The organism is Streptomyces sp. JH34 (assembly GCF_029428875.1).
GTDB lineage: Bacteria > Actinomycetota > Actinomycetes > Streptomycetales > Streptomycetaceae > Streptomyces.
The window spans coordinates 3,882,534-3,899,885 of record NZ_JAJSOO010000001.1 but is presented as its reverse complement, the minus strand read 5'-3'; the positions used below and the strand labels follow the sequence as shown (position 1 = coordinate 3,899,885).

The 17,352-nt window shown below is 71.7% G+C and carries 16 protein-coding genes; 6 read left to right on the top strand and 10 right to left on the bottom strand.

What is annotated here, in order from left to right; translation table 11 throughout:
• Positions 1–29 precede the first annotated feature (29 nt).
• Complete coding sequence (locus LWJ43_RS17370; RefSeq protein ID WP_277333151.1) at positions 30–1,934, top strand: S9 family peptidase; 1,905 nt, start codon at positions 30–32, stop codon at positions 1,932–1,934.
• Between the two features lie 62 nt (positions 1,935–1,996).
• Positions 1,997–2,776, top strand: coding sequence for an SURF1 family protein (locus LWJ43_RS17365; RefSeq protein ID WP_277333150.1), 780 nt, complete (start codon positions 1,997–1,999; stop codon positions 2,774–2,776).
• Positions 2,777–3,135: 359 nt separating this feature from the next.
• Here the strand turns inward: LWJ43_RS17365 and LWJ43_RS17360 are convergent, their stop codons facing one another.
• The 7 genes from LWJ43_RS17360 to LWJ43_RS17330 all read right to left on the bottom strand — a co-directional run bounded on the left by LWJ43_RS17360 (position 3,136) and on the right by LWJ43_RS17330 (position 10,012).
• Entirely contained in the window at positions 3,136–4,635 is a 1,500-nt protein-coding gene (locus LWJ43_RS17360; RefSeq protein ID WP_277333149.1) for a hypothetical protein, read from the bottom strand.
• Positions 4,632–5,207 carry a SigE family RNA polymerase sigma factor gene (locus LWJ43_RS17355; protein ID WP_277335911.1) on the bottom strand — a complete coding sequence of 192 codons (576 nt, stop codon included), beginning with the start codon at positions 5,205–5,207 and terminating at the stop codon, positions 4,632–4,634. The genes LWJ43_RS17360 and LWJ43_RS17355 overlap by 4 nt, the downstream gene beginning before the upstream one ends.
• A 359-nt stretch (positions 5,208–5,566) precedes the next feature.
• Entirely contained in the window at positions 5,567–6,631 is a 1,065-nt protein-coding gene (locus LWJ43_RS17350; protein WP_277333148.1) for an aspartate-semialdehyde dehydrogenase, read from the bottom strand.
• Positions 6,628–7,899 (bottom strand): aspartate kinase, encoded by a 1,272-nt coding sequence (locus LWJ43_RS17345; protein WP_277333147.1) that lies wholly within the window; start codon positions 7,897–7,899, stop codon positions 6,628–6,630. Before LWJ43_RS17345 ends, LWJ43_RS17350 begins: the two co-directional genes overlap by 4 nt.
• A 370-nt stretch (positions 7,900–8,269) precedes the next feature.
• On the bottom strand, positions 8,270–8,929 hold the full coding sequence (locus LWJ43_RS17340; RefSeq protein WP_277333146.1) for a DUF5063 domain-containing protein: 660 nt from the start codon (positions 8,927–8,929) through the stop codon (positions 8,270–8,272).
• 83 nt (positions 8,930–9,012) lie between these two features.
• Positions 9,013–9,612 carry a recombination mediator RecR gene (gene recR, locus LWJ43_RS17335; protein WP_099173476.1) on the bottom strand — a complete coding sequence of 200 codons (600 nt, stop codon included), beginning with the start codon at positions 9,610–9,612 and terminating at the stop codon, positions 9,013–9,015.
• Between the two features lie 61 nt (positions 9,613–9,673).
• Positions 9,674–10,012, bottom strand: a complete 339-nt coding sequence (locus tag LWJ43_RS17330; RefSeq protein WP_277333145.1) for a YbaB/EbfC family nucleoid-associated protein — start codon at positions 10,010–10,012, stop codon at positions 9,674–9,676.
• A 359-nt stretch (positions 10,013–10,371) separates the two neighbouring features.
• Here LWJ43_RS17330 and LWJ43_RS17325 point away from each other — a divergent pair, with 359 nt between their 5' ends.
• Positions 10,372–11,157, top strand: a complete 786-nt coding sequence (locus tag LWJ43_RS17325; RefSeq protein WP_277333144.1) for an SLATT domain-containing protein — start codon at positions 10,372–10,374, stop codon at positions 11,155–11,157.
• A gap of 118 nt (positions 11,158–11,275) precedes the next feature.
• Here LWJ43_RS17325 and LWJ43_RS17320 read toward each other — a convergent pair whose 3' ends face one another.
• The 3 genes from LWJ43_RS17320 to LWJ43_RS17310 all read right to left on the bottom strand — a co-directional run bounded on the left by LWJ43_RS17320 (position 11,276) and on the right by LWJ43_RS17310 (position 14,205).
• Entirely contained in the window at positions 11,276–11,926 is a 651-nt protein-coding gene (locus LWJ43_RS17320) for a hypothetical protein (protein WP_277333143.1), read from the bottom strand.
• A gap of 100 nt (positions 11,927–12,026) precedes the next feature.
• Positions 12,027–12,740, bottom strand: a complete 714-nt coding sequence (locus LWJ43_RS17315) for a GntR family transcriptional regulator (RefSeq protein WP_277333142.1) — start codon at positions 12,738–12,740, stop codon at positions 12,027–12,029.
• A gap of 91 nt (positions 12,741–12,831) precedes the next feature.
• On the bottom strand, positions 12,832–14,205 hold the full coding sequence (locus tag LWJ43_RS17310; RefSeq protein WP_277333141.1) for an aspartate aminotransferase family protein: 1,374 nt from the start codon (positions 14,203–14,205) through the stop codon (positions 12,832–12,834).
• Between the two features lie 174 nt (positions 14,206–14,379).
• On the opposite strand from LWJ43_RS17310, the gene LWJ43_RS17305 reads away from it, so the two are divergent.
• From LWJ43_RS17305 to LWJ43_RS17295, 3 genes are all read left to right on the top strand, one after another.
• The gene (locus LWJ43_RS17305; RefSeq protein WP_277333140.1) at positions 14,380–15,003 is read left to right on the top strand and encodes a DJ-1/PfpI family protein; all 624 of its coding nucleotides are present in this window, start codon (positions 14,380–14,382) and stop codon (positions 15,001–15,003) included.
• Positions 15,000–15,476 (top strand): MarR family winged helix-turn-helix transcriptional regulator, encoded by a 477-nt coding sequence (locus LWJ43_RS17300; protein ID WP_277333139.1) that lies wholly within the window; start codon positions 15,000–15,002, stop codon positions 15,474–15,476. The genes LWJ43_RS17305 and LWJ43_RS17300 overlap by 4 nt, the downstream gene beginning before the upstream one ends.
• A 100-nt stretch (positions 15,477–15,576) precedes the next feature.
• Positions 15,577–17,337: a serine/threonine-protein kinase gene (locus tag LWJ43_RS17295; RefSeq protein WP_277333138.1), complete on the top strand. Its 1,761-nt coding sequence runs from the start codon at positions 15,577–15,579 to the stop codon at positions 17,335–17,337.
• The last annotated feature ends 15 nt before the right edge of the window (positions 17,338–17,352 follow it).

Genomic DNA, 17,352 nt, shown 5'->3' with positions numbered 1-17,352 from the left:
GTTGTGACCACATCGGGTTGGATGGGGGCATGAGCGACACACAGAACGACGCGTCCGTACCGGAGCGGGAGCAGGAGCCGCCGCAGTGGGAGCAGCGTTTCCGCGCTGCGCGCGTGTCCCTGCCCGACTGGGCCGAGGACGCTCCCGACCGCGCGCTCTTCGTCTCCAACGCCACCGGGACGTACGAGCTGTACGCCTGGGACCGGGCGACCGGGAAGCAGCGGCAGGTCACGGACCGGCCCAACGGGACGACCGACGGCGTGCTGACGCCGGACGGCCGGACCGTCTGGTGGTTCGCCGACACCGACGGCGACGAGTTCGGCGTGTGGATGCGGCAGCCCTTCGACGGCGGTGCGGACGAGGCGGCCGCGCCCGGCCTGGAGCCGTCCTATCCGGCGGGCCTCGCGATCGGCCGTGACGGCACGGCTGTGGTCGGCCGGTCGACCGACGAGGACGGCACGACCGTGCACCTGGTGTCCCCGGGGGCGGAACCCGTCGAGATCTACCAGCACCGTGAGTCCGCCGGGGTCGGTGACCTCTCCCACGACGGAACACTGATCGCCCTGGAACACACGGAGCACGGCGACGCGATGCACTCCGCGCTGCGGGTGGTGCGCCCCGACGGTTCGACGGTCGCCGAGCTGGACGACACCGAGGGCGGAACGAAGGAGCTGGGCCTGTCGGTGCTCGGCTTCGCACCTGTGGCGGGTGACACCCGGCTGCTGGTGGGGCATCAGCGGCGCGGACGGTGGGAGCCGATGATCTGGGACCCGGTGGCGGGGACGCAGACGGACCTGCCGGTCGATCTGCCCGGTGACGCGGGAGCGGAGTGGTATCCGGACGGCTCCGCGCTGCTGATCGAGCACAGCTTCGAGGCCCGCAGCGAGCTGTGGCGCTACGAGCCGGGCACCGCGGGGCCCGTCAGGGTCGAGACCCCCGCCGGGACGGTGTCGGGCGCCACGGCCCGTCCGGACGGCACGGTGGAGTACCTGTGGTCGTCGGCCGCGCAGCCGCCCGCCGTGCGCTCCACCGCGGGCTCCGTCGTGCTCGACCCGCCGGGTGCGAAGGCTCCGGCGTCGGTGCCGGTCCGGGACGCCTGGGTGGACGGCCCCGGAGGCCGCGTCCACGCCCTGGTGCAGACCCCGGCCACCGGCGACGGCCCGTTCCCCACGGTCTTCGAGATACACGGTGGGCCCACCTGGCACGACAGCGACGCCTTCGCGTCGGGTCCCGCCGCGTGGGTGGACCATGGCTTCGCCGTCGTGCGGGTCAACTACCGCGGCTCGACGGGGTACGGCCGCGCCTGGACCGACGCGCTCAAGCACCGGGTCGGGCTGATCGAGCTCGAGGACATCGCGGCCGTCCGGGACTGGGCGGTGAAGTCCGGGCTCGCGGACCCGGAGCGGCTGGTGCTGGCCGGTGGCTCATGGGGTGGCTATCTGACACTGCTCGGCCTGGGTACGCAGCCGGAGGCCTGGGCCCTCGGACTGGCGGCGGTCCCGGTCGCCGACTACGTCACCGCCTATCACGACGAGATGGAGGCGCTGAAGGCGATGGACCGCACGTTGCTGGGCGGTACCCCGGAGGAGGTGCCCGAGCGCTTCGAGGCCTCGTCCCCGCTGACCTACGTGGACGCCGTGCGCGCCCCGGTCTACATCTCCGCCGGCGTCAACGACCCACGCTGCCCCATCCGTCAGGTGGAGAACTACGTGGACCGCCTCGCCGCCCGTGACGCCGTCCACGAGGTGTACCGCTACGACGCGGGGCACGGCTCGCTCGTCGTGGAGGAGCGGATCAAGCAGGTACGGCTGGAGCTGGACTTCGCGCTGCGCCACCTCGGGCAGGCGCCGGTCGGCGGCCGGGACGAAGGCCGCGGTGACGGCCCGGGAAAGACCGGCAGGAAGGGCGGGGAGGAAGCGAGGCCGACGGCGTAAGGCCTGGATAAATGGTGCACCCCGCTCCGGGGGCCCGGAGCGGGGAACCGTACCGTGGAGGGGTGTACCGGTTCCTGCTGACTCCGCGATGGTGGGGGATCAACCTCTTCGTCGTGCTGGCCATCCCGTTCTGCGTGCTCATGGGCACCTGGCAGCTCGGTCGTTTCGAGGACCGCGTGCAGACGCACGAGAAGGCCGAGGAGCGCCCCGATCCGGGCACCCGCTCCCCGAAGCCCCTCGCCGACCTGCTCCCCGTGAGCACGGATACCTCCGGCCGCCCGGCCGTGGCGACGGGGACGTACGCCGACCAGTTCCTGGTCCCCGGCCGCGAGCTCGACGACCGTGACGGCTTCTACGTGCTGAATCTGCTGCGTACGGACAGCGGCAAGGCGCTGCCCGTCGTGCGGGGCTGGCTGGCCGGTGCCCCGGGCAGCACCCGGGTGCCGGCCGCGCCGGCCGGCGAGGTCACCGTGACCGGCGATCTGCAGGCCTCCGAGAACAGCGGCACCACCGGCGTCGACGTCAGTGGCGGACTCCCCGAGGGGCAGCTGGGCATGATCAGCGCGGCCTCCCTCGTCAACCTCGTTCCGTACGACGTCTACGACGCCTGGGTGACTCTGCCCGAGCCGGAGGCCGGGGGCACGGGCGGCGGCTTGAAGCCGGTGCCCGCGGCGGCCGCGCAGGGCAGCGGGCTCGACCTGAAGGCCTTCCAGAACCTCGGCTACACCGGCGAGTGGTTCGTCTTCGGCGGGTTCGTGCTCTTCATGTGGTTCCGCCTCGTGCGCCGTGAGGCGGAGGCGGCTCGCGACGTACAGCTGGGACTCGCGGCCGACGCCGACTGACGGAGCTCCCCGAGGGGCACGGGCGGACACGAACACACGGTCCACATCCACGGACGCGGGCAGGGGCCCGCCGGAACCCGGAAGTTCCCGGCGGGCCCTTGCCGTATCCGCGGTCCGGCACCAGTCGGCCGCGGCAACCCGTCCGCGCCCGTGTCCTCGCCCCGGCCTCGCCCCGTCGGCGCCCGTGTCCTCGCCCCGCCCGGTCGCCGTGGCCACGATCCGTCCGTCGCCGCGCCCCGTCCGTCGCCGCGCCCCGTCCGTCGCCGCGCCCCGTCCGTGGCCGGAGATCCGTCCGGGTCCGTCGTCGCGGCCGCATCCGCGGCCAAGTACGCACACGAGGCTGCGAGTAGCTATGGAGGCTACGAGGCGTTCAGTACGCCTGTGCGGTAGATCGTGCCCGCGCACGCGTTGGCGATCGTGGTCTCCGCCGTCGGCGCACCCGCCTCCGGAGTGTGGGTGACCGCGATGCTGCCGTCAGCCGGGCCCTCGTCCGCACTGCCGAACTGCGTCGTCACGTCCGTCGTCCCCGCGTCGCCCCCCGTGCCCTCGCTACCGCCTCCGGCACCGCTCCCGACGCCGTCGGTGGGCGTCGGACTCGGAGAACCGCCGGTGGTCGGGCAGGTGGCGGACGGCACCCACGCGAAGCGCACCTCGTACGTCATCGTCGGCTTCAGGAACACGGCTCCCGGCTCCGTCGACGGGTCGGGCAGCCCGCCCGCGGGATCGCCGGCGGTGTGCTGCACGACGGTGATCTTCAGCGGGTCGGCAGCGCCCGCCGCCTGGAAGCCCACGGTGCCGTTGCTGGTCACCGAGCAGGCGTTGCCGGAGACATTCGCGATCCTGAAGGTTCCGTACACCGTGCCGTCCGCACCGGCCGCGCCGGCCTGGGCGGAGGCGATCCCGAGCTGGTCGGGTTCGCAGGCCGTGCTGACGGCCTTGTCGGAGCCCGGGGGGTCGTCCTGGCCCGTGTTCCCGCTGCTCCCGGCACCGGGTTCCGATCCTCGTGACGGAGAGGCGGAGTCGCCCGCCTCGCCCTCGGATCCCTCGCTCCGGGGGTCCGCGGGCCCGGCCGTCCTTCCGCCGTCGGCTTCACCACCCGCTTCCTCGCCGCTGCCTCCCTGGGCCTGCTGGCCGTGGCCGGCGATGGCCGGGTTGGCCGCGACGGAACCGTCCGAGTTCGCCACATGGACGAACGCGGGGACGGCCGTCCCGATCAGCAGAGCCGCTGCGGCGGCCCCCACCACGCCCTGTCGCCGCCTGGCGCGCCTGGCGGGCACCGCGCGGTGCAGATGGTCGAGGGTGCCGTCCGAGGGCTCGAGACCCCCTACAGCGCCGCGCAGCAGGGCGCGCAGCGCGACCTCGTCCATGTCCTCATCGCCGGAGCCCGCAGAATTCGCGGAGCCCCCGAAGCCCCCGAAGGAGTTTGTGGAGTTCGCGGACGCACCGCCGGCCTGACCCGCCCCCCCGCCGCCGAAGAGCTCGGTCAGCGTGCCGCCACCGGACACAGCGGCAGCACCGTCCGCCGGGTCACGAGCATCGAAGTCGTGCGCCCCCGACTCACGATCACCCGAGTCGTGACCGTGCGGCTCGTACGTGCCCGGGTCGTGCGTGCCCTGGTCATGCGCGCCCGGGTCATGCGTGCCCCCGTCGTCACCGTCCGACCTGTCGGCACCCAGCTCAGAGGTGTCCGAGACCGCCCGTGGGGCGGTGGGCCCTGAGGCGGCCTCCGCTCCGTCGACCGCGTCCTGCGTCCTTTCACCGTCCTGCTCCGGATCGGTGTTCGGGGTGTGCTCCGGCCCGTGGTTCACAATTCCGTTTCCAGTCCGGTCATCGTCGTGCCTGTGCTCGGGACCGCTCATGCCTGCGCCTCCATCACGACGCGCAGAGCGGCGATACCCCGGGAGCCGTACGCCTTCACCGAACCGAGCGATATCCCCAGCGTCTCCGCGACCTGGGCCTCCGTCATGTCCGAGAAGTAACGCAGCACCAGCACCTCGCGCTGGCGTCGCTGCAGCCCCTTCATCGCCTTGATCAGCGCGTCCCGTTCCAACTGGTCGTACGCGCCCTCCTCCGCGCTCGCCATGTCGGGCATCGGCTTGGAGAGGAGCTTCAGTCCGAGGATGCGCCGACGCAGCGCGGAACGGGACAGGTTGACCACGGTCTGGCGGAGGTAGGCGAGCGTCTTCTCCGGATCGCGCACCCGGTTTCGCGCCGAGTGCACACGGATGAACGCCTCCTGCACCACGTCCTCGCAGGACGCGGTGTCATCCAGCAGGAGCGCCGCGAGGCCCAGCAGCGAGCGGTAGTGCGCGCGGTAGGTCTCGGTGAGATGGTCGATCGTCGTTCCTGCCGCCACCGCCTCCTCAGCGCCCTCGCGCTGCGACGGCAGCCGGGTCGGCCGAGCGGCGGGCATGGGCGCGATCACCGGCATACCGCCGGCTGCGCGGGGCCGCCGGAGCGGACGCACCGAAGCGCCTCGCAACGGGCCCACCACTGTGATGTCGAGAACCTCTGCCACGCCAGTTGGACACTCGTCCCCCCGTCAGGGTTGTACGCGTACGGCACCGCGATCGATGCTGTGCGACATGCCCTCATTCGTACCTGCTCTTCCCCAAACGCCCCGAAAACGCATCCAGCCATGCAAGAAGTGACGACATAGACGCGTCGCATCCGCCGAGCGGTTGCGGAGGGCCAGGAGATCATCGTCGGATATGCCAACGCCCCAGCTCAAGGGGTTCCGACCGGCAAGTTACCCACAGGGCGCACACAGATCCTACAAAACAGGTTCGATCAGGTACGAGTAAATTCCCCGGCCACCGATTCGGCGATCTGAGCGACATTGAGAGCCGCGCCTTTTCGGAGATTATCGCCGCAGATGAACATTTCGACGGCATGTGGATCATCCATCGACTGCCGCACCCGGCCCACCCAGGTCGGGTCGGTGCCCACGACGTCGGCCGGTGTGGGGAAGTCCCCTGCGGCCGGGCTGTCGAAGAGCACCACCCCGGGCGCGGTCGCCAGGACCTCGTGCGCCCGGGCCACGTCCACCTCGTTCTCGAAGCGGGCGTGCACGGACATGGAGTGCGTCGCGACCACGGGCACGTACACGCAGGTCGCCGTCACCTTCAGGTCCGGCAGGCCGAGCACCTTCCGGCACTCCGCGCGGATGGCCAGCTCCTCGGAGGACCAGCCGTCACCGGCGTCGGTCCCGGCCCACGGCACCACGTTCAACGCAACGGGGGCGGCGAAGGGGCTCCTGTCGCCGTCACCCAGCGCCCGGCGCACGTCCCCCGGCCGTGTGCCCAGCTCCGTACCCGCCACCAGGGCGAGCTGCTCGCGGAGCGCGGCGACACCGTCATGCCCCTCGCCGCTCACCGCCTGGTACGACGAGACGATCAGCTCCCGCAGCCCGAACTCGGCGTGCAGGGCACCGACCGCGACGATCAGCGAAAGCGTCGTGCAGTTCGGCGACGCGACGATGCCGCGCGGCCTCCGCCGCACGGCATGGGGATTGATCTCGGGGACGACGAGGGGAACGTCGTCGTCGAGCCGGAAGGCCGCCGAGTCGTCCACGACCACGGCGCCCCGGGCGGCGGCGACCGGTCCCCACTGCGCGGACACCTCGTCCGGCACCAGGAACAGGGCCACGTCCACCCCGTCGAACACGTCCTCGGAGAGCGCGAGGACCTCGGCCTCCTCACCGCGCACGACCAGCTTGGCGCCGGCCGCGCACGGGGAGGCGATGAGTCTGACCTCGCCCCAGACATCCGCGTGCTGCGAGAGGATCTGGAGCATGACGCCACCGATCGCTCCGGTCGCACCGACGACCGCGAGCGAAGGGCGGCGTCCTGTCATCGGCCGGTGCCCCCGTAGACGACGGCCTCGTCCGAGTCGCTGTCGAGGCCGAAGGCGGTGTGCACGGCGCGCACGGCCTCGTTGACGTCGTCGACACGCGTGACCACCGAGATGCGGATCTCCGACGTCGAGATCAGCTCGATGTTCACCCCGACGTCGGACAGCGCCTCGAAGAAGCCGGCGGTGACCCCGGGGTTGGTCTTCATGCCCGCGCCGACGAGGGAGATCTTCGCGATCTGGTCGTCGTAACGCAGGGACTCGAACCCTATGCCGGCACGGTTCCGCTCCAGGGCGTCGATGGCCTTGCGGCCCTCGGCCTTGGGCAGCGTGAACGTGATGTCCGTCAGGCCGGTCGACGCGGCGGAGACGTTCTGCACCACCATGTCCATGTTGATCTCCGCGTCCGCGATGGCGCGGAAGATCGCGGCGGCCTCGCCCGGCTTGTCGGGAACGCCGACGACCGTGACCTTGGCTTCGGAGACGTCGTGGGCGACTCCGGAGATGATGGCGTGCTCCACCTGCTGGTCCCCTTGCGGCTCGTTGCTGACCCAGGTGCCGCGCAGTCCGGAGAAGGACGAGCGGACGTGGATCGGGATGTTGTAACGGCGTGCGTACTCGACGCAGCGGTGCAGCAGCACCTTGGAGCCGGACGCCGCCAGCTCCAGCATGTCCTCGAAGGAGATCCAGTCGATCTTCCGGGCCTTCTTCACGACCCGGGGGTCGGCGGTGAAGACACCGTCCACATCGGTGTAGATCTCACAGACCTCGGCGTCGAGCGCGGCGGCCAGCGCGACAGCGGTCGTGTCGGAGCCACCGCGACCGAGGGTCGTGATGTTCTTGCCCTCCTGGCTCACACCCTGGAACCCGGCGACGATGGCGATGTTGCCCTCGTCGATCGAGGTCCGGATGCGCCCGGGCGTGACATCGATGATGCGCGCTTTGTTGTGGACCGAGTCGGTGATGACACCGGCCTGGCTGCCCGTGAACGACTGGGCCGCGTGGCCCAGGTTTTTGATCGCCATCGCCAGGAGGGCCATGGAGATCCGCTCTCCGGCGGTCAGCAGCATGTCGAACTCACGCCCGGCAGGCATCGGGGATACCTGCTCGGCGAGATCGATCAACTCGTCCGTCGTGTCGCCCATCGCGGACACCACGACAACCACCTGGTTGCCGTTCCTCTTGGCGTCGACGACTCGCTTGGCGACACGCTTGATGCCTTCGGCATCGGCTACGGAGGAGCCTCCGTACTTCTGCACGACAAGGCCCACGTGCGCTCCTCGCTCAATAATGGTGCGGTCGGCTCAGTTTAACGAGCAGTCCGGAATCGACCCGTCGGTACCGGATGGTGAGATGTCCCGCCCACCGCCCGGTACGAGCGTCGTCCCGAACTGCTCGTACCTGGCTGCTGCCCCTTCCTCCCACACCGCACGCCTGTTTGTGGCCCAGGACACAACGGTCGCGGGCGCCACGGCGGGCACGTACGGCACGGGTGGCACAGAGGCACCGGGCAGCCGTACGGACGCGACAACCCGCGTCACGGAAGCTTGGCGGCACACAGCCGTTCGTGGGACCGAAGGCCCCGGAACGGGGCGCAGGAGCTGTCGCGGGCCCGGGTGCGAGGGCGGTCGAAGGAGTCTGTCAGCGGACCGGGCGCAGGCCCAGCGGCCCGGCGATCTCCTCGGCCATCACACGCCCGGCCTCCTCGGCCAGGTCCCCGTCACCCGGGTCCTGGTCCGTGTCCAGGCCGTCGAGCTCCTGGAGCGGCTGGTTCAGCCGGATGTGGGCGATCAGCGACTGGAGCGCGCGCAGGGACGCCGACGCGGTGGAGCCCCAGTTGGAGAAGTACGAGAACTGCCACCACCACATGGCCTCCGCCGTGCGGTCCGCCTCGTAGTGCGCGAGGCCGTGCCCGAGGTCCGTGACCAGGTCGGCCAGGTCGTCGGAGATGCGGTGGGGCACGGGGGCCTTGCGCGGCTCGTACGGGTCGAAGACCTCGGAGTAGACGTCGATGGGCTCCAGGAGCTCCGCGAAGCGCTCACGCAGCCCGTCGGCGTCGGGTTCGGCGCCCAGGTCCGGCTCGTAGCGCTCGTCCGGGAGGATGTCCTCGTAGGCGCCGAGCCTTCCGCCGGCCAGCAGGAGCTGGGAGACCTGGAGGAGCAGGACCGGAACGGCCTCTTCGGGCTCCTCCGCCTTCGACACCTCGGTCACCGCGACGATGAACGTCTTGATCTGGTCCGCGATCTGGACGGCGAAGTCGTCCGGATCCTGCGTGACGGAGTTCAGCGTGGCGTCAGACATCGAGGGGACCTCCCGTGGGCACGGTCGCGAACGGTGGGTAGAACATAACGCCACCACGTGTAAAGCCGCGGTGAGATGCCGGGTCACACATCGAGCAGCCGCCTTCCCTCGAAGGCGCGGCCGAGGGTGACCTCGTCGGCGTACTCCAGGTCGCCGCCGACGGGCAGCCCGCTGGCCAGCCGCGTGACCCGCAGGCCCATCGGCTTGACCATCCGGGCGAGGTACGTCGCCGTGGCCTCGCCCTCCAGGTTGGGGTCCGTCGCCAGGATCAGCTCCGTGATGGAGCCGTCCGCGAGCCTGGCAAGCAGCTCCCGGATGCGCAGATCGTCGGGGCCGACGCCCTCGATCGGGCTGATCGCGCCGCCCAGCACGTGGTAACGGCCGCGGAACTCACGGGTCCGCTCGATCGCGACGACGTCCTTGGGCTCCTCGACCACGCAGATGACCGAGCGGTCCCGGCGCGCGTCCCGGCAGATCCCGCACTGCTCCTGCTGCGCGACGTTCCCGCAGATCTCGCAGAACCGGACCTTGTCCTTGACCTCGAGCAGGGCGTGGGCCAGCCGGCGGACGTCGGTGGGCTCGGCCTGCAGGATGTGGAAGGCGATCCGCTGCGCGCTCTTGGGACCGACGCCCGGCAGTCTGCCCAGCTCGTCGATCAGCTCCTGAACAACGCCTTCGTACAACGGAACGCCTTTCCTTTTTCCTGCTCGTACCGTAGCCGGTACGCCCGGGTAGCTACAGGGGTCAGAACGGGAGACCCGGCATGCCGCCGCCCAGGCCCTGGGCCAGCGGGCCCAGCTTCTCCTGCTGGAGCTGCTGCGCGTTCTCGTTCGCCGCCTGTACCGCGGCGACCACGAGGTCGGCCAGCGTCTCGGTGTCCTCCGGGTCCACCGCGCCCGGGTCGATCACCAGGGCGCGGAGCTCGCCGGACCCGGTCACGGTGGCCTTCACGAGACCACCGCCCGCCTGTCCCTCGACCTCGGTCCTGGCCAGCTCCTCCTGGGCCACGGCAAGATCCTGCTGCATCTTCTGGGCCTGCTGGAGCAGCTGCTGCATGTTGGGCTGGCCACCACCGGGAATCACGGTCACTCCTGGCATTTCGACGACGGATTGTTTCGGTACGCCGAGCCTACGTGTTCGCCGGACGCCGTGCCCCACCCGCAGGCGACCAACTCTTTCGGGTGAGTTCTGAAAAGCATCTGCCGTGCTCCTATACCTGACCAGAGGCCGTACCCACCCGGGAATCCCGCGATTTCGACCCCGCGGCCCACCATTCGGCGGTAGGAAGAGCATGCGTATCCGTACCCGTACGCATGCTGAAGGTAACGCAGAGTTACACGGTGGGGGCGCCGGTCATATGCCGGAATCCGCCCCCTCCATGACCGAGACCGTGCCGATCCGCGTCGACACGCGCCGAGCGCAGAGTGCAGAGGAGTGCCCCGGTGAGTCAGCCGGAGATGCAGCCCGAGGGGCCGCCCCGCAAGGAGTCAGGCGCGGGATCCGGTGCAGGCACCGGAACCGATCCTTCCGGTTCGCGCTACGTTTCGAGCCCCCGGGATCTGACCGGCCGCGCCTTCCCTCTCGGCGACTGGGGCGAACCGGCCGAACGGCTCGACGAGCTGTACCGCTGGGTCGAGACCGGTGCCATCGAGACCGCCGACTGGTATCTGCGCGACCGCATCCGCAAGCGGCGCACGGCCAGACTGCTCCGGCTGGGCACCGCGGCAGGGGTGGTGGCCGGCGCGGCCCTCCCCCTCCTCGATCTGACCGGGGAACTGCACGGGTCGGCCGGCTGGGGCTACCTGTCGCTCCTGCTGGGCGCCGCCTGCATGGCGTGCGACCGGTACTTCGGGCTGACCTCGGGCTGGATAAGGAACCTCGCGACGGCACAGGCCGTGCAGCGACGCCTCCAGGTGCTCCAGTTCGACTGGTCCTCGGAATGCGTCCGCGAGGTGCTCGGACCGACGGAGGGCACCGCCAGCGAGGCAGCCGAGCGGTGCCTGGGGGTGCTGCGCCGGTTCTCGGAGGACATCACCGAGCTGGTCCGGATGGAGACGGCGGACTGGATGGTGGAGTTCCGGGCCGGGCCCGCGCCCATGGGGATGCAGTCGCTGGTGTCGGGCGGGCCGGGCGGCCGCCCGGAGCCGGGAGCCGCGCCCGGTCGGCTCACCATGCCCGTGGCGCGCCCGAACATGCCGCGCCAGCGCCCCCCGGAGCCGCCCCGCTGAAGCCTCAGCGGCCGCGTCGAAGCCCCGGACCGCCCCGCCTGCGCCGGGCGCTCTCCGCCCCCACGACCGGATCGGCCGCACCACCGCCGAAGGGGCGGTGCGGTGCGGCGGCCCGGCCTCAGCTGAAGATGATCATCGAGCCCTGCGCGAGGCTGCGGGTGGCCGCCGCGTGCAGGCCCAGCCAGACGTGCCGCTCCCGGGCGAAGGGACTGTCGTCGTACGGGACCGGGGCGGCCGGCTCCTCCAGCGTGGTCGGTCCGGCCGGCGGCACGGGGGCGGCGGGCGGGTTGGCCGGGTCGATGCCGATCGAGGGGGCGACGAACTCCAGCTCACGCAGCAGGCCGTGGGAGGAGCCCAGCGGGCCGCCGCCCTCCAGGAGCTGGTCGCCGGAGAGCGGACGGGGGAAGTCCACCGGGACGTACGCCCCGGCGTGGTCGTAGTGCCACACCAGGTGCGACTCCTGCGCGCTCTGCTCGAACATCTCCAGCAACTGCTCGTAGTCCCCGCCGAGTTCGTCGACGGGCGTGACCGCGAGGCCACTCAGCTGGAGCAGGTAGGCGCGGCGCAGGAAGTGCAGGGCGTCGTAGTCGAAGCCCGCGACCGGGGCGACGTCCCCGGTGAGTCCCGGCATGTAGGCGTAGACGGGCACGGGCGGCAGCCCCGCCTCGGTCAACGCCTTGTCGTAGACGGCGATCTCTTCGGCGAACGGGTTGTCGGGGCTGTGGCACAGCACATCGACGAGGGGGACCAGCCACAGGTCACAGGCCACGAAGTCTCGCTCTCCAACGGGTTCGTGCGATGGTCGGGCAAGCGTAATGCGGCCGGGACCGCGCGCACAGGGTGCGGGGTGCCCCGGGGCCTGCCGGCACTCAGCCGTGGCCCGGGTGCGGGGGGTTGTCGGCGGCCAGACGGTCCGCCCAGTCCGTGCCGTGCGCGTGGTAGGCGTCCAGCACCGCGCGCACGGCGGGCCCGTCCGCGGCCGTGATCGCCTCCACGAGTTCGCGGTGGCCGTTCCACAGCCAGTCGCGGACATCGGCGTCCCCCCGGAGGTACGGGACGGCGAAGATCCACGCCTGCATCCGGAGCCGCTGCAGGAAGTCGTTGATGTAGGTGTTGCCGATGACGGCGCCGAGTTCCCGCCAGAACCTCAGGTCGTAGCCGATGAGGATGTCGAGGTCGCCGCTGAGCGCCGCCCGGGTGGCCTCCTCGGCCCGGCGGCGTACGGACACGAGAGCGGGCAGGTGGGCGGCCGGCACGGCGGGCGCCGAGCCGGTGCCGTCGAAGATCCCGCGGAACACCCCGTCTATGACCAGGGCGCGGGCCTCGACCATCGACCGGTAGTCGGCGACGGTGAACTCACGGACCCGGAAGCCGCGGTGCTGGTCGGATTCGAGCAGGCCCTGCGCGCTGAGGTCGAAGAGCGCCTCACGCACGGGGGTCGCGGACACCCCGTACTGCTCGGCGATCTGCTTGACGGTGAATTCCACCCGTGGCCGCATACGCCCCGCGAGGACCTCGTCACGCAACGCGTCGGCGATCTGCTGCCGCAGCGTACTGCGGGTCACGCCTCCGCCCGCACCCATGACGCCCCCTCCCGTTCTCGGCTTGGGTCACCATAAGCCAGGGCAAGTGCCCGGTTCCGGGCACGGGGGAGGGCGTCGCGTCCAAGGGCGTCTACACGGTGTACTCGTCGGCGACCGAGAGCGCCGTGTCCAGGGCCGCGAGACCCTCCTCGGCCTCGGTCTCGGTGATGTTGCAGGCGGGGACGACGTGGGTGCGGTTCATGTTGATGAAGGGCCAGAGGCCGTTCTTCCTGCAGGCCGCGCCGAAGGCCGCCATCGGGGCGTTGGCCTCGCCGGTCGCGTTGTACGGGACCAGGGGCTCCCGGGTCTCCCTGTCGCGGACCAGCTCCAGCGCCCAGAACGCGCCGAGCCCCCGCACCTCGCCGACGGACGGGTGGTGCTCGGCGAGCTCGCGCAGGCCGGGACCGAGGACGTGCTCGCCGAGGTGCGCGGCGCCCTCGACGATCTTCTCGTCCTCCATCACCTTGATCGTGGCGACGGCCGCGGCACAGGCCAGCGGGTGGCCGGAGTACGTGAGCCCGCCGGGGTAGGGGCGGGTGTCGAAGGTGGCGGCGATCTCGGCGCTGATGGCGACGCCGCCGAGCGGTACGTAACCGGAGTTGACGCCCTTCGCGAAGGTCATCAGGTCCGGCACGACGTCGTGGTGGTCGGCGGCGAACCACTTCCCGGTGCGCCCGAAGCCGGCCATCACCTCGTCCAGGACGAAGACGATGCCGTACCGGTCGCAGATCTCACGGACACCCGCGAGATAGCCCGGCGGCGGCGTCATGATGCCCGCCGTGCCGGGGATCGTCTCCAGGACGACGGCGGCGACGGTCGCCGGACCCTCGAAGGCCAGCGTGTCCTCGAGGTGCTGGAGCGCGCGGGCACACTCCTCGGCCTCGGTCTCCGCGTGGAACGGCGACCGGTAGAGGAACGGCGCCCAGAAGCGGACGACGCCCGCCGAACCGGTGTCGGAGGCCCAGCGGCGCGGGTCACCGGTGAGGTTGATCGCGGTGGCGGTGGCCCCGTGGTACGAGCGGTAGGCGGAGAGCACCTTCTGGCGTCCGGTGTGCAGCCGGGCCATGCGGACGGCGTTCTCGACGGCCTCGGCACCACCGTTGGTGAAGAAGATCTTGTCCAGGTCGCCCGGGGTGCGCTCGGCGATGAGACGGGCCGCCTCGGAGCGCGCCTCGACGGCGAAGGCGGGGGCGAACGTGGCCAGCTTCCCCGCCTGTTCCTGGATCGCGGCGACCACGACGGGGTGCTGGTAGCCGATGTTGGTGAAGACGAGACCGCTGGTGAGGTCCAGGTAGCGGTTGCCGTCGTAATCCCAGAAGTACGCCCCCTCGGCGCCGGCGACGGCGAGCGGGTCGATCAGGCCCTGGGCGGACCAGGAGTGGAACACGTGCGCGCGGTCGGCGGCCTTCACGGCCGCGCCCGCTGCGGGGTCGGTGTACGGGGCGCGAGGGGCATCGGGGCTCATGCGGCGAGCGTATGCGGCCACCGCGGCCGTTCTCCATGGCCACTGTGTACGGCGCGGGCCGCCCGGCTCGGCAGGGTGTCGGGTCGCGTCCGGAACAGACCGACCAATTGACAGCATCCTGCCAGAATGACAGCCTACTGTCATACGTCCCGTGCTTCGCCACCGGAGGTCACCATGACCGGCACGACCGTCCACCTGGCCGTCTACGACACCTTCGCCGACTGGGAACCGGGCTTCGCCACGGCCCAGCTCACCGGACTCGGCTACACCGTGCGGACCGTCGGCCTCACAGCCGAGCCCGTCACCACCATGGGCGGGGTGCGCGTACAGCCGGACCTGACGCTCGGTGGACTGGCCCCCGGGGACAGCGCCCTGCTCCTCCTCACCGGGGCCTCCCTCTGGGACTCCGGTGACACCCTCACCCCGTTCGCCCGTGCGGCGCGGACCTTCCTGGAGGCCGGTGTGCCCGTGGCGGCCATCTGCGGGGCGACCGCGGGGCTGGCCCGCGAAGGACTGCTCGACGACCGCCCCCACACGAGTGCCGTGTCGTACTACCTCGCCGCCACGGGGTACGCGGGCGGTGCGCACTACGTCGACGCCGACGCGGTGACGGATCCCGGCACGGACTCCGGCGGAGCGTCCCGTGGCGCTCTCGTCACCGCGGGACCGACCGAGCCGGTCGCCTTCGCCCGCGAGATCTTCGGACTGCTCGGGGTGTTCACGCCGGAGAAGCTGGACGCCTGGTACCGGCTCTTCCACGACTCGGACGCGAGCGCCTACGAGGTGCTCGAAGGATGAGCGCCGACGACCCTGACCTGTTCAGCCGCACCGCGCTCGCGGTGTTCCGCCTCAACGGCCGTTTCCTCTCCGTCGCCGGGGAACTGGCCTCTCCCGCCGGCCTCACCGCGGCACGGTGGCAGGTCCTCGGCGCGGTCCTGAGCGGCCCGCTCCCCGTGGCGGGGATCGCCCGCGCGATGGGAATCACCCGGCAGAGCGTGCAGCGGATCGCCGATCTGCTGGTGGACCAGGGTCTGGCGGAGTACGTCGCGAACCCGGCCCACCGGCGCGCGAAACTACTCCGTCCCACCCCGGAGGGCCGGGCTGCGGTGGGCCGGATCGACCCCGCCCACGCGGAGTTCGCGGAGCGGCTGGCCGACGCGCTGGGCGCGGAGGAGTTCGCGCGTACCGTCCAGGTGCTGGAACGCCTCTCGGCCGCCATGGACACCCTGGCGCCCACGGCAGGGCCACCACCGGCATCCTCCCGGAGCTGATCCGCCCGGTCCGGTCTCCCGGCCACGGGCGGCCCGCGGGCTGGACCGCCGCTATCCTCGACCCACGGCCCGACACGGCCGTTCGGGGAGGAAGCGCACCATGGAGAAGCTGGGCTCCGGCGATCCGCAACGCATCGGCAGCTACCGGCTGTTGGGGCGGCTCGGAGCCGGCGGGATGGGTCAGGTGTTCCTGGCCCGCTCGGACCGGGGCCGCACCGTCGCCATCAAGCTGGTCCGTGCCGAGCTCGCCGAACAGCAGCAGTTCCGCGACCGTTTCCGGGCGGAGGTGCAGGCCGCCCGGAAGGTCGGCGGCTCCTGGACCGCTCCGGTGCTCGACGCCGGGGTGGACGCGGCGGTGCCGTGGGTGGCCACCGGTTACGTCGCCGGCCCCTCCCTCCACAGGATCGTCTCGGGCCGCTCCGGCGCCCCGGTGGCCGAGTCCGGGGCGTACGGTCCGCTCCCCGAACGCTCCGTCCGGATCCTGGGCGCCGGACTCGCGGGGGCGCTCACGGACATCCACCGCGCCGGGCTGATCCACCGCGACCTGAAACCGTCCAACGTCCTGGTGACGATCGACGGCCCCCGGGTCATCGACTTCGGCATCGCCCGGGCTCTGGACACCGTCGCCGACGGAGGGCTCACGCGCACCGGCGCGATGATCGGGTCACCCGGCTTCATGGCGCCCGAGCAGGTACGGGGCGAACGCGTGACGACCGCGTGCGACGTGTTCTGCCTGGGCTCCGTACTGGCGTACGCGGCGACCGGACGGCTGCCCTTCGGTGCCTCGGACAGCAGGATCCACGCCTTGATGTACCGGATCGCGCAGGAGGACCCGGACCTCACCGGTGTGCCCGCCGACCTGGTCGGACTGATCCGGGACTGCCTCGAGAAGGACCCGGCCGCGCGGCCCTCCACGGAGACCGTCCTGGAGCGGCTGGGCGACACGGACACGGCGGAACCGTGGCTGCCCGGTGCGCTGATCGCCCAACTGGGCAGGCACGCCGTGGAACTGCTGGACTCCGAGGACCCGGAGGAGGACGCCCCGGCCCCTCGCGTCCCGGAGGTACGCGTCCCCGAGCAGGCCCCTCGCACGGCGCCGCCCACGCCTCCCGCACCGGTCCGGCAGCCCGCGGCCCCGCACGAGGCCCCGCACCAGGCCCCCACCCGGGTCGGCCCGCCCGGGCCGGCGCCGCACCCGGCCCAGCCGCAGCACTCGTACGGGTACCCCCAGCAGCAGGCTCCCGCATACGGCTACGGCCCCACCTCCCCGCACGGTCCGGCAGCCGTCTTCGCCCCGCCCGTGCCCGAACGCCGCCGCGGAGCGGGCTCCACCGTGCTGCTGGTCGCGGTGGCGGTGCTCGTCGCGGCGGGGGCGGGCTGGGGCGTCTACGCCTTCACCCGGAGCGGGGACGGCGGCTCGACGGCGTCCCCCACCGCCGGCTCCTCCTCCGGCGCCGGATCGTCCGAAGGCGGCACGAAGACCGACGGCAAGGACTCCGGCGGCACGGTCCCTTCCGGACTCCTGGGGACCTGGACCGCGGACGTCGGCGGCGGGGACGGCACGTCCACCCGTCAACTCGTCGTCCGGCAGGGCGGAGAGGGCGACACCGTGCTGTCCCTCACCGCCAAGGGCCCGCTCGACACGGGGGGCTCCTACCGCTGCGTGTTCGAGGCCGACCTGACGAGCGTTTCCGCCTCCGGGGACTCCGTACGCGTCGGGGCCTCCCGCGTCACCGAGGGCGAGCCGATGTCGTCGTGCAGCCCTGGCAAGCCCACCGACCTGACGCTGCTGCCCGACGGAGACCTGCGCCGGGAGATCGTGTCCACCGGCCAGAGCCTGACGTACACGAAGACGGGCTGAGGCGGGCACGGCCAC

What these genes read in the sequence shown, in the direction of transcription:
- LWJ43_RS17355 (WP_277335911.1), bottom strand. Translation starts at nt 5,207, where the DNA reads ATGCCGGTGATCGCGCCCATGCCCGCCGCTCGGCCGACCCGGCTGCCG.
- LWJ43_RS17300 (WP_277333139.1), top strand. Translation starts at nt 15,000, where the DNA reads ATGAGCGCCGACGACCCTGACCTGTTCAGCCGCACCGCGCTCGCGGTG.
- LWJ43_RS17360 (WP_277333149.1), bottom strand. Translation starts at nt 4,635, where the DNA reads ATGAGCGGTCCCGAGCACAGGCACGACGATGACCGGACTGGAAACGGA.
- LWJ43_RS17310 (WP_277333141.1), bottom strand. Translation starts at nt 14,205, where the DNA reads ATGAGCCCCGATGCCCCTCGCGCCCCGTACACCGACCCCGCAGCGGGC.
- LWJ43_RS17315 (WP_277333142.1), bottom strand. Translation starts at nt 12,740, where the DNA reads ATGGGTGCGGGCGGAGGCGTGACCCGCAGTACGCTGCGGCAGCAGATC.
- LWJ43_RS17340 (WP_277333146.1), bottom strand. Translation starts at nt 8,929, where the DNA reads ATGTCTGACGCCACGCTGAACTCCGTCACGCAGGATCCGGACGACTTC.
- LWJ43_RS17350 (WP_277333148.1), bottom strand. Translation starts at nt 6,631, where the DNA reads ATGACAGGACGCCGCCCTTCGCTCGCGGTCGTCGGTGCGACCGGAGCG.
- LWJ43_RS17295 (WP_277333138.1), top strand. Translation starts at nt 15,577, where the DNA reads ATGGAGAAGCTGGGCTCCGGCGATCCGCAACGCATCGGCAGCTACCGG.
- LWJ43_RS17370 (WP_277333151.1), top strand. Translation starts at nt 30, where the DNA reads ATGAGCGACACACAGAACGACGCGTCCGTACCGGAGCGGGAGCAGGAG.
- LWJ43_RS17305 (WP_277333140.1), top strand. Translation starts at nt 14,380, where the DNA reads ATGACCGGCACGACCGTCCACCTGGCCGTCTACGACACCTTCGCCGAC.